Raw genomic sequence first — 11,796 nt, 5'->3', positions numbered from 1 at the left:
AGTAATTAGTGCGCAGGCTCGGCGGATTTAGGATCGCGCACTGGAATTAAAATCAGTGCGCCGATAAGAAGCACGAGGGCGATCGCGAGGACTCCACCGCGGTCGCCCTCGCCGATCAATGAGACAAAAACGCCAAAAAGCAGGGGAGTCATCCAGCTGACGGCACGTCCTGTGGTGGCGTAGAGCCCGAAGAGCTGGCCTTCATGACCAACAGGGGCAACACGTGCGAGGAAACCGCGGGAGGCGGACTGGGCGGGGCCGACAAAAAGACACAGGATAAGCCCCAGAATCCAAAAGGCCACGGGGCCATCAACGAAGTACATGGCGCTGCCGGTCGCGGCGAGGATAAACAACGACGTCAAGATGATGAGCTTTGGTCCCACGTGGTCATCGATAAGCCCGCCAATCAGCGCACCCAGCGCGGCGGCGACGTTCGCAGCCACGCCAAAGATGAGCACGTCGCCGGCGTTGAGGCCGTACACGGACACGCCAAGTACGGCGCCGAAGGCAAAGACGCCGGCGAGGCCATCGCGAAAAATGGCGGAGGCAAACAGGAAGTAGCATGCGTTGCGGTCGACGTTCCAGAGCTCTTTGATATCGCGAAATAACTTGGCATAAGAACCGGCAATGCCGCTGGCTTTTTCGCCGGAGGGAGGAATCTCCGGCACGCGGAACAGACCTGGTAAAAATGACAGGCCGAACCAGACGGCGGCAAGCACCGCAACCAGACGGATATTGAGTCCGCCTTCGGTGGAAATGCCCAGTAAGCCACCATCGCCGGCGACGAAACCGAAGTAGCAAATTAGCAGCAGCACGATGCCGCCGAAATAGCCGAAGGACCAGCCGAGGCCGGAAATTTTGCCTACATTCTCTTTCGTGGAGACCTGTGAAAGCTGCGCGAAGTAGTTCACCTCGGCGAATTCAATGGTGATGGTGCCAATGGCAAGGACGGTCAGGCCAATCCAGAAGTACTCGGGTGCGTCGTTGCGGATGAAAAACAGCGCCGCCATCAACAAGAAGGTCAGAAAAGACCAAGTTGCCAGCGAGCGCCGTCGCGTGCCACGGGTGTCGGAGCGCTGGCCCATAATGGGCGTGACCGCGAAGATAACCAGCCCCGCGATGGTCATGGATAAAGAAAGCCACTGGGCCGGGGTGCGCGCCGTGTCAATCTGCGCGCCTACCGAATCGGTGAGATACACGGAGAAAATAAACGTCACCAGCACCGCATTGAAGGCAGCGGAGCCCCAGTCCCACATGGCCCAGGAAAAGACCGTAAGTTTATCTGTGCGCTTGGCGGAATCTGGCACATTGTCTATCGCGGGGCTAGTCATAGCCACTTGTCCTAAAGCGGCGGCCACGCTTATGCAGCGCAATGGCGGTTGAACCGGACCCCCAATCAGAGAAACCGCTTATAGCCAACATGGCTTGCGGCATAACCTAAGCGTTCATAAAAGCGTTGGGCATCGGTGCGGCGGGCATCGGAGGTTAGTTGAATCATCGTCGCGCCGTGGTCTGTGGCAAATTCGTCAATCCACTGAAACAGCGCAGTACCCAAACCGAGCCCGCGAACATGGGATGCAAGGCGCACAGCTTCCACCTGCAAGCGCTTGGTTCCCCCGCGCGCCAAACAGGCAATGACGGTTAGCTGCACGGTGCCAGCAACGGCGCGGGTGTCATCGCGCAGCACCAGCAGGGTTTGATTCGGGTCGCGGTCGATGTCGGCAAAAGCCGCGAGGTAGTGCTCCAAGGGGGCGGTCTCGCGGGTTTGGCCGAGGGGGTCATCGACAAGCAATGCAACGATATCTGCAACATCAGCGGCCGTGGCGCGCTCGAGGGCAAAGGTTTTGTCGCCGGCATTTAAGGTGGTCATGGCCAGATTCTAGCGATATCGCGGGGTCGGGGCTAAGAAAGTTTAGGATTGGACTTGAACTTAACGCTGCGTCAACTAGGAAGATACTTCTTGTGACCGACAAAGAAGATGCACACTACACAATCGGTGAGGCCGCGGAGATACTGCAAATATCCACCAGAACCTTGCGCCACTGGGATGAGATTGATTTGCTCACGCCTAGTTGGCGTAGCTGGGGTGATCACCGCCTGTATTCCGAGGCTGATGTGGAGCGCGGGATGAATATTCTCATCTATCGCGGTGCGGGAGTAGCGCTGAAAGATATCGCAATGCTTATCGATGCCTCCGCAGCCAGTCGAACCGATATCTTACGCCACCAGCGCACCGTGCTGGTGGACAAAGTCGGGCACATGCAAGAACTTATCGAAGCAGTCGATGCTTTATTGGCTGCCGAAACACACGCGAAAGGACGCACTATGAGCACCGAAGACAAAATTGAACTATTCGGCGAGAATTGGCCCGCCTATCAGGAAGAAGCCCGTCAGCGGTGGGGCGATACGGACGATTACAAAGTAAGTCAGGAACAAGTCGCACGCATGAGCCCCGAAGATATTCAGGCAGCACAACAGGCCTATGAAGATTTCAAGGTAGATCTCGGCAACGCCCACGCCGCCGGGATCGCGCCGGGAACAGAGAAGGCGCAGGAAATCGTCGACAAGCACTTAGCAACCATTAGCCCGTACATGCCGCTGAGCCGCTCCAAGCAGGTAATTTTGGCGCGGATGTATGTTGCCGATGACCGCTTTGCCGAAGCTTACGGCGATAATTGCCAGTACCTTCTAGACTTGGTGGAAGCCCAAGCGAGCGCGGAAGGAATCGATCTGGCGAACGTGCAGTGGGAGTAAAAATTAAAGTATATACACCACATTGAGTCTCACAGCTTCCTCCCAGAAAATGTCCAGTCGCTTTGATAGCCTGTGTGCCACACTTTTTGATCAGTTAAGAAATGGCGAAGATTTTCTAAGGAAGCAATATGGAAGACACCAGCAATGACCAAGTAACTGTCTTGGTCGTCGACGATGAACCGAATATCGTTGAACTTTTGACCGTATCCCTCAAATTCCAGGGATTTAACGTCCGTAGTGCAAATTCTGGCACTGAGGCGTTGCGCATTGCGCGTGAGATCAACCCTGAGGCCTACATCCTGGATGTCATGATGCCGGGCATGGATGGCTTTGAGCTGCTCGCCAAGCTGCGCGCGGAAGGCCTGGATGGCCCCGTGCTGTACTTGACCGCAAAAGACAGCGTGGACCAGCGTATTCATGGCCTGACCATTGGGGCTGATGATTATGTCACCAAGCCATTTAGCCTGGAAGAAGTCATTACCCGGCTGCGCGTGATTTTGCGCCGTGGTGGTGCAGGACAGGATGAAAATAGCGATGCCACCATGTCCTATGCAGACCTGACCTTAAATGATGACACCCATGAGGTGACCAAGGGCGGCGAGATTATTGATCTCTCCCCAACGGAGTTCAACCTGCTGCGCTTTTTGATGCAGAACAAAGAGGTTGTGTTGTCCAAGGCCAAGATTTTGGACAATGTTTGGCACTATGACTTCGGTGGCGACGGCAACGTCGTGGAGTCCTATATTTCCTACCTGCGCCGCAAGATTGATACCGGAGATTCTCCGTTGATCCACACCGTGCGCGGTGTGGGCTATGTCTTGCGTACCCCACGCTCCTAGAATCGGTGGCACGTTTTACGCCACATTTCTAGCGTCCAAGGTAAAAGTAGGCAGTGAGTGACTAATCAGGCAACGGCAGATAATAGCGACAGCAACGGTGAAGTACCTACAAGTGCTTCCCCTAGCGTGGATACGCGCACATTTAAAGAACGCGTACGCGGGTATTTATACCCCGGCATGTCCGGTTCGCCACAGGCCATGCCGCTGCGCACCTGGCTAGTTGTCTTGCTCGTTGTCGTCTCTGGGCTGGGACTTATCAGCGCCTCCGTGGCTGTTTCCGCGGTGATGCGTGATGTGTTGTACAACCAGGTCGATGATGAACTTATCGAGGCCGAAAATGGGTGGGCACGCACCGCCAATATCTTCGGCGTGGATATGACTGGGCGCCCGCCGACAGAATATTCACTGATTAAGATTTATCCGGATGGCTCGGTGCGCTATCTCAATCCGTATGAGTCCATGCCGCAAGTCGACCAGCTCGTGATTGGCGCCGCGCCGGAAACCGTCGATTCCACGGAGGAATCCAGGTCCACCTCCGAATGGCGTGCGATGGCCACGGAAAGCGATGGGGTTATCACCGTCGTGGCGAAGAACTTGGATTCTGAGCAAGTGCTGCTGCGCGGGCTGGCCGTTGTGCAGCTGATGATCGCCGTGGTGGTCTTGATGCTCATTGCGATCTCAGGGTTCTGGTTTATTAGACGGGCGTTGCGCCCGCTGCGCGTGGTGGAGCGAACTGCCTCGGAAATCGCCGCGGGTGATTTGGACAAGCGTGTGCCGGAATGGCCGCAGCACACTGAGGTCGGTCAGCTCGCCAGCGCCTTGAATATCATGCTGGCCAAGCTGCAAGCATCCATTGAGCATGCCCAGGGCAAAGAAGAGCAGATGCGTCGCTTTGTCGGCGACGCATCTCATGAGCTGCGCACACCATTGACCTCGCTGCGCGGATACACCGAGTTGTACCGCTCGGGGATTACCGATGATGTGGACATGGTGCTATCAAAAATCGATGCCGAATCCTCCCGCATGTCCTATTTGGTTGAAGACTTGCTCGCGCTAACCCGCGCGGAGGGAACGCGGTTGGATATCCGCCCGGTCGATGTCTTGGAGCTGTCACTATCGGTCGCGTCTTCTGCGCGTGCGGCGTTTACCGATCGCACCATCAATGTCTCCAATGACACCTTGGGCGTGCCGGTGGTCTACGGCGATGCCAGCCGTTTGCACCAGATCATCTTGAACCTGATCACCAACGGTATCCGCCACGGCGGGGACGAAGCTGAAATCACCATTGGATTAGAGCGCGACGGCGATGATGTCTTAATCAAGGTTATTGATACCGGCCGCGGCATGGACCCAGAAGTCAGCGCTCATATCTTTGAACGTTTCTACCGCGAAGATACCTCGCGCACGCGGGATACGGGCGGCTCGGGCCTGGGCCTGGCCATCGTGAAATCCCTGGTAGAACAACACGGCGGTTCCATCGATGTGGAATCAGAACTCGGCGTGGGTTCCACCTTTACCGTGCGCTTGCCCGCGGCAGACGATCCAGAACCCACCCACGCCGAAGACGGCGCTGACGACAGTGCTACCCCAACGGCGAATGCGGTGCCGGTAAAAGCCAGCCGCAAGGGCCGGGGTTTTCGCAATGGTAAGAAAAACGGGGCATCGACAAGTAATAGCGACACACCGCGGGGCGATATCCCGCGCGAGGAAAAAGAAACCTAGCTTAAGCGGTAGCCATTTTCATCGGTGTTGAGGTGCTGGCGCAGGCGCGTTGCTGCCTCATCCATGGCCTTCGGGTCCGTGGCATCTGCGGCCATGGCCTTGCTGAAGTCGAATTCCGCCATCTCCTCCGTGGGGAAGAGGTGGATGTGGGTGTGGTGGACATCGAAACCAGCGATGATAAAACCGGTGCGGGGAGTGTCATAGGCCGTCTTGATGGCCTCACCAATTTCCTGGGAGACGTTGGACAAGTGCAACCAGGTCTCTGAATCTAGGTCGGTCCACTTATCAACTTGCTTGAGCGGCACGACCAACGTGTGGCCGTAACGCAGCGGCTCAATGGTCAAAAATGCCGCGCATTTATCATCGCGGTATACGAAACGGCCTGGAAGTTCGCCGTTGATAATTTTAGTAAATACAGAAGGCTCAATCTCGGTCATGTCTTCAATGCTATCGATTTTTACCCACTATGGCTTGTGTGGTGGGGTACCCAGTCGGACAAAAAGTTAAGATAGTTTGCATGCGCATTCTTGTAATTGGTTCCGGCGGCCGTGAGCACGCCATTGTCAAAGGCCTCGCGGCCGACCCCGCTACCACTGACCTGCACGTTGCACCTGGTTCACCGGCTTTTGCCTCCCTTGCCACCGTGCACGGTGATTACAAGGAAGTAGCCGATCCTGATCGCATGGTCGAACTTGCTCGCAGCATTGCGCCAGACCTAGTTGTCATTGGCCCGGAGATCCCCTTGGTTGCCGGTGTCGGCGATGCATTGCGCGAGGAAGGCATCGCGGTCTTTGGCCCGAATGCGGCGGCCGCGCAAATTGAGGGCTCTAAAGCTTTTGCGAAAGAGGTCATGGAGGCAGCAGGTGTTGCCACCGCCCGTGCGCAGACCCTGCCACCGGGGATGACCGATGATGATATTGAACATGAGCTCGACTACTTCGGTCCCATGTACGTCGTCAAAGACGATGGCCTAGCAGCAGGTAAAGGTGTGGTTGTCACCTCTGACCGCGCAGAAGCACGCCAGCACATCCACCTTGTGCACTCCGCGGGCAACCCAGTGCTATTGGAGTCCTTCTTGGATGGCCCAGAGGTATCACTGTTTTGCTTGGTGGATGGCGAAACTGTCGTGCCGTTGTTGCCAGCGCAAGATCACAAGCGTGCCTACGACAATGATGAGGGACCAAACACCGGCGGCATGGGTGCTTACACCCCGCTTCCGTGGTTGCCAGCAGAGGGCGTGGACCGCATTGTCCGCGAAGTCTGTGAGCCGGTAGCGAAAGAAATGGTCAACCGCGGAACTCCTTACTCCGGCCTGCTGTATGCCGGTCTGGCGTGGGGTGAGCAAGGACCATCGGTTATCGAATTCAACTGCCGCTTTGGAGATCCGGAAACCCAGCCGCTGCTTGCGCTGCTCAAGACTCCGCTGGCAGGGGTTCTCAACGCGGTGGCCACTGGCACTTTGGACCAACTTCCGCCGCTGGAGTGGGAGGATGCTTATGCCGTCACTGTTGTGGTGGCCGCTGCTAATTACCCGGATGACCCACGTAAGGGCGATGTGATTACGTCGCCTGATTTGGCTGATGCCGAGAAGATTTTGCATGCCGGTACCGCGGTCAAAGATGCACACGTTATCTCCAACGGAGGCCGCGTGCTTAACGTGATTGGCAAGGGAGAAACCCTGGCAGACGCGCGTGCTGCCGCCTATGCGGTGTTGGATAATGTCGAGCTCAAAGACAGTTTCTACCGCACCGATATCGGTCAAGCTGCCGAAGAAGGCCGCATTCGTATCAAGTAAGTGTCACCTGCAGAGGCCTTGATGATTAGGGCATAGGCGCAAGTAGAGTACTTGCGCCTTTTGCCATGTGGAATAATGAAGCGTGTGGCTGATAAAAAGAATATTTCCAACGTTTTGTCCTCGCGTTACGCCTCTGCAGAACTGTCCAACTTGTGGAGCCCCGAACATAAAATCATCATGGAGCGCCAGCTCTGGGTTGCGGTCATGCGCGCCCAGAAGGACTTGGGCGTAGATATCCCCAATGATGCAATCGATGCGTATGAAGCGGTCATTGACCAGGTAGATCTCGCATCCATCGCAGACCGTGAGCGCGTGACCCGCCACGACGTCAAAGCCCGCATTGAAGAGTTCAATGCATTGGCTGGGCACGAGCACATTCACAAGGGCATGACCTCGCGTGATTTGACGGAAAACGTAGAACAGCTGCAGATTTACCGCTCCCTGGAGCTGGTCCGCGATAAGGCAATTGCCGTTGTTGCGCGCATTGGTGAGCACGCGGCCAAGTACCAGACTTTGGTCATGGCTGGACGCTCGCACAACGTGGCTGCACAGGCAACGACGTTGGGCAAGCGCTTTGCCTCAGCTGGCGATGAAATGTTGTTGGCCATTGAGCGCGTGGAAAGCCTGCTCAGCCGCTACCCGCTGCGCGGCATTAAAGGCCCCATGGGCACCTCCCAGGACATGCTGGATTTGATGGGCGGCGATGAAAACAAGCTCGCAGCCTTAGAAACCGATATTGCTGACCACCTGGGTTTTGCCCGCGTCTTTAATTCCGTGGGACAAATTTACCCCCGCACCCTCGACTTCGATGCGGTGTCCGCTCTGGTGGAGTTGGGCGCGGCACCATCGTCGTTGGCCACCACGATCCGTTTGATGGCGGGTAATGAGACCGTGACCGAGGGCTTCAAGGAAGGCCAGGTGGGTTCTTCCGCGATGCCGCACAAGATGAATGCTCGCTCCTGTGAGCGCGTCGGCGGCCTGCAGGTAATCCTGCGCGGCTACCTCACGATGGTGGCGGATTTGGCCGGACAGCAGTGGAACGAAGGCGACGTCTTTTGCTCCGTGGTACGCCGCGTGGCGCTGCCCGATGCCTTCTTTGCCATCGACGGCCAGTTTGAAACCTTCCTCACTGTGCTCGATGAGTTCGGCGCCTTCCCAGCGATGATTGACCGTGAGTTGGAGCGCTACCTGCCATTTTTGGCGACCACGCGCATCTTGATGGCAGCCGTGCGCGCCGGGGTAGGCCGGGAGACTGCACACGAAGTCATCAAGGAAAACGCGGTGGCCGTGGCGTTGAATATGCGCGAAAATGGCGGCGACCAGGACTTGCTGGAGCGCTTGGCTGCCGATGATCGCCTGCCGATGAGCAAGGAACAGCTCGAGGAAGCACTCGCTGATAAGCACGCTTTCATCGGCGCTGCCGAGTCGCAGGTGGATGCGGTGCTTGGCCGGATTAAGGAATTAGCCGACCAGCACCCGAAGGCAGCGGCTTATACCCCAGGAGAAATCCTCTAGGCCAAGACAATGTCGAGCAGTGGAAAACACTGACCGTTCACGGCAGCTGTGGGCGCATGCACTAATATTTAGGACATGCGCCCACAGCTTTCTGATTATCAGCACCTGTCCTCCGGCAAAGTCCGCGATATCTACCAAGTAGATGACAACACTTTGCTCATGGTGGTCACCGACCGCATCTCCGCCTATGACTTCGCTTTGGAGCCAGCTATCCCCGATAAAGGCCGGGTGCTCACGGCAACATCGATGTTTTTCTTCGACGCCATTGATTTTCCCAACCACCTAGCAGGGCCCATCGATGATGAGCGCATCCCTGAAGAAGTACTCGGGCGCGCCATTGTGGTGCAGAAATTGCAGATGCTGCCATTTGAGTGCGTAGCCCGCGGGTACCTGACCGGTTCCGGGCTGAAAGAGTACAACGCCAACGGCACGGTCTGTGGCATTGAGCTTCCCGATGGTCTCGTGGAGGCATCGCGGTTGCCCGAGCCAATTTTTACCCCAGCGACCAAAGCGGAGCAGGGAGACCACGATGAAAATGTCACTTTCGAGCGCGTGGTGCAGGACTTGGGACAAGAACGAGCAGAGCAGCTTCGCGATGAAACCCTGCGGATTTACTCCGCAGCTGCCCAGATTGCAGAAGCCAAGGGCATTATTTTGGCAGATACCAAGTTCGAATTCGGTCTTGATGCCGACGGCAACTTGGTCTTAGGCGATGAAGTGCTCACCCCGGATTCTTCGCGCTACTGGCCAGCAGATACTTACGCGGAAGGGGTAGTGCAGCCAAGCTTTGATAAGCAGTACGTGCGCAACTGGTTGACCTCGGAGGAATCCGGGTGGGACGTGGAGTCGGAAACCCCGCCGCCCACGCTTCCCGATGAAGTCGTGGCAGCAACCCGCCTGCGCTATATCGAGGCGTATGAGCGTCTATCCGGCAAGCGCTTTGTGGACTTCATCGGTAGCTAACTGTCTGCTTTTTCGCGCGGGTAGGGTTGTTTCTTATGACAGAAAACAATCTCGAAAACTTGCAGGCTCCCATCGCTAAGCAAGAAGCGTTTATTCGTGAATTTCACGGGCGCAGCTTCGTCGATGAGTACGAGTGGATGCGCACGAAGGAATCACAAGACACGCTCGATTACCTGAATGCAGAAAATGCCTTTACCGAGGCGAAAACCGCACATTTGCAGCAGCTAACTGACAATGTGTTTGAAGAGATTAAATCCCGCGTCAAACAAACCGATATGTCCGTGCCCTCGCGCGCGGGCGATTATTGGTATTACGGACGCTCCGAAGAAGGCAAGGAATATGGCTATAGCTGCCGTATTCCCGTCTCTGAGGATCAAGATCCGTGGGAGCCGCCGGTTATTCCGGAGGAAGGAAAGCCCGACGGCGAGCAGATCCTGCTGGATAATAACGCGCTAGCCGAAGGCCATGACTACTTTGCCCTGGGTGCGGCCTCGGTGACGAAGTCTGGGCGCTACCTGGCTTATTCCACCGATACCGCCGGTGATGAACGCTTTGAATTATTCATCAAAGACTTAGATACCGGCGAGCTTTTAGATGATCACCTCACCGATATCTTCTACGGTGCCACCTGGGCCGGCGAAGAGTACATCTTCTACCAAAAAGTCGATGACGCGTGGCGCCCGGATACCGTCTGGCGCCATAAAGTTGGCACCGCGCAAAGCGAAGACGTGTGTGTCTTCCGCGAAGATGACGAGCGTTTCCGCGTCGGCGTGGGCTCCACGCGCAGCGAAAAATACCTCATCATTGCCGCGGGATCCCCGTTGACCTCGGAATACTGGGTGCTGGATATGGATAACCCAGAAGGCGAATTTGAGGTCTTATGGACGCGTGAGCCAGGGGTGGAATACGACATTGACCACGTGGTTCGCGACGGTAAAGACCAGTGGTTGGTCACTCATAATGCGCACGGCCCGAACTTTGAAATCTCCTGGGTTGATGCGGATGCCAGCCCGCTGCCGGCAATTCGTGACCTGAATATTTTGGTGCCACACAATGATGAAGTGCGCTTGGAAGGCGTGGATACCTATCGTGATTTTGCGACATTGGCGTATCGCCGTGGCGGCATCCCACGCGTTGCGGTGATGAAAATTGCCAATGGCCAATTCGACGAGTTCGAAGAAATCACTTTCGATGAAGAGGTCTACTCTGCCGGATCCGCGGGCAACCCGGAGTGGGATGCCCCGGTTATTCGCTTGTCGTATACGTCCTACACCCAGCCGGCGCAGCTATTTCAGTACCGCATCGCTACCGGTGAGCGCACCTTGCTCAAAGAACAAGAAGTCCCCGGCGGCTATGACGCCGCAGAGTATGAGGCCTACCGCGAGTGGGCGATTGCAGCAGATGGTACGCAGATCCCCGTGAGCATCGTCAAGCGAAAAGACCTGGCCACCGATAGCCCGCGGCCAACCTTGCTCTATGGCTACGGCTCGTATGAGGCCAGCATGGACCCCGGGTTCTCGGTCTCGCGCCTATCCTTGCTGGACCGCGGCATGCTCTATGTCGTGGCGCACGTGCGCGGCGGCGGTGAGATGGGCAGGCTGTGGTACGACGAGGGCAAGTTGATGAAAAAGAAGAATACTTTTACTGATTTCATCGACGTTGCCGACCACTTGATTAATAACCAGCTCACCAGCCCTGAGCAGCTGGTTGCTGAAGGTGGTTCTGCCGGTGGCCTGCTGATGGGTGCGATTGCCAATATGGCACCGGACCGGTTTAAAGGCATTCAAGCGGTGGTGCCTTTTGTGGATCCGTTGACGTCGATTTTGAAGCCGGAACTTCCGCTGACCGTCGGCGAGTGGGAAGAGTGGGGCGATCCGTACCACGATCCGGAGGTCTACGATTACATGGCGACCTACGCGCCGTATGAAAACGTGGTGGCGCAGGATTACCCAGATATCTTGGCTGTGACATCTCTCAATGACACCCGCGTGCTGTATGTGGAGCCAGCCAAGTGGATTGCCAAGCTGCGCCAGGTTGCCACCGGTGGTGAATTCTTGCTGAAGACGGAAATGTCTGCTGGTCACGGCGGAGTCTCCGGCCGTTATGCCCGCTGGTACCAAACCGCATTTGAGTATGCCTGGACGATTAATAAAGCCACCGGATTGGTGAAATAGTCCTGCTTGCTTGCCGCGCGGGGCAGGCGCTCCT

The 11,796-nt window shown here is 56.5% G+C and carries 10 protein-coding genes; 7 read left to right on the top strand and 3 right to left on the bottom strand.

Features of this window, described 5'->3' with window-relative positions; all coding sequences use genetic code 11:
* Nucleotides 1-5: 5 nt before the first annotated feature.
* Both CAMM_RS10945 and CAMM_RS10940 read right to left on the bottom strand, forming a co-directional pair.
* Complete coding sequence (locus CAMM_RS10945) at nt 6-1,331, bottom strand: MFS transporter (protein WP_003847598.1); 1,326 nt, start codon at nt 1,329-1,331, stop codon at nt 6-8.
* 65 nt (nt 1,332-1,396) lie between these two features.
* Nucleotides 1,397-1,870: a GNAT family N-acetyltransferase gene (locus tag CAMM_RS10940; protein ID WP_003847597.1), complete on the bottom strand. Its 474-nt coding sequence runs from the start codon at nt 1,868-1,870 to the stop codon at nt 1,397-1,399.
* 92 nt (nt 1,871-1,962) lie between these two features.
* Between CAMM_RS10940 and CAMM_RS10935 the strand changes: the two genes are divergently transcribed.
* The 3 genes from CAMM_RS10935 to CAMM_RS10925 all read left to right on the top strand — a co-directional run bounded on the left by CAMM_RS10935 (nt 1,963) and on the right by CAMM_RS10925 (nt 5,315).
* Nucleotides 1,963-2,754, top strand: a complete 792-nt coding sequence (locus CAMM_RS10935) for a MerR family transcriptional regulator (protein ID WP_003847596.1) — start codon at nt 1,963-1,965, stop codon at nt 2,752-2,754.
* 128 nt (nt 2,755-2,882) lie between these two features.
* Nucleotides 2,883-3,593, top strand: coding sequence for a response regulator transcription factor (locus CAMM_RS10930; protein ID WP_003847595.1), 711 nt, complete (start codon nt 2,883-2,885; stop codon nt 3,591-3,593).
* Between the two features lie 198 nt (nt 3,594-3,791).
* The gene (locus CAMM_RS10925; RefSeq protein WP_003847593.1) at nt 3,792-5,315 is read left to right on the top strand and encodes a sensor histidine kinase; all 1,524 of its coding nucleotides are present in this window, start codon (nt 3,792-3,794) and stop codon (nt 5,313-5,315) included.
* On the opposite strand, the gene CAMM_RS10920 is transcribed toward CAMM_RS10925, so the two are convergent.
* Nucleotides 5,312-5,752: an HIT family protein gene (locus tag CAMM_RS10920; RefSeq protein ID WP_003847592.1), complete on the bottom strand. Its 441-nt coding sequence runs from the start codon at nt 5,750-5,752 to the stop codon at nt 5,312-5,314. The two genes, CAMM_RS10925 and CAMM_RS10920, sit on opposite strands and share 4 nt — an antisense overlap.
* An 80-nt stretch (nt 5,753-5,832) precedes the next feature.
* Here CAMM_RS10920 and purD point away from each other — a divergent pair, with 80 nt between their 5' ends.
* The 4 genes from purD (at nt 5,833) to CAMM_RS10900 (ending at nt 11,762) form a co-directional block, all read left to right on the top strand.
* A complete protein-coding gene (gene purD / locus CAMM_RS10915) occupies nt 5,833-7,110 on the top strand; it encodes a phosphoribosylamine--glycine ligase (protein ID WP_040355534.1) in 1,278 nt (425 codons plus the stop codon).
* Between the two features lie 75 nt (nt 7,111-7,185).
* Entirely contained in the window at nt 7,186-8,625 is a 1,440-nt protein-coding gene (gene purB / locus CAMM_RS10910; protein ID WP_003847588.1) for an adenylosuccinate lyase, read from the top strand.
* A 75-nt stretch (nt 8,626-8,700) separates the two neighbouring features.
* Nucleotides 8,701-9,588 carry a phosphoribosylaminoimidazolesuccinocarboxamide synthase gene (locus CAMM_RS10905; protein WP_003847586.1) on the top strand — a complete coding sequence of 296 codons (888 nt, stop codon included), beginning with the start codon at nt 8,701-8,703 and terminating at the stop codon, nt 9,586-9,588.
* Between the two features lie 35 nt (nt 9,589-9,623).
* A complete protein-coding gene (locus tag CAMM_RS10900) occupies nt 9,624-11,762 on the top strand; it encodes a S9 family peptidase (RefSeq protein WP_003847584.1) in 2,139 nt (712 codons plus the stop codon).
* The last annotated feature ends 34 nt before the right edge of the window (nt 11,763-11,796 follow it).

The sequence above is a fragment of the Corynebacterium ammoniagenes DSM 20306 genome, from assembly GCF_001941425.1.
Lineage (GTDB): Bacteria > Actinomycetota > Actinomycetes > Mycobacteriales > Mycobacteriaceae > Corynebacterium > Corynebacterium ammoniagenes.
Note: the sequence above shows the minus strand (reverse complement) of the source record. Positions and strands in the feature narration are given on the sequence as shown.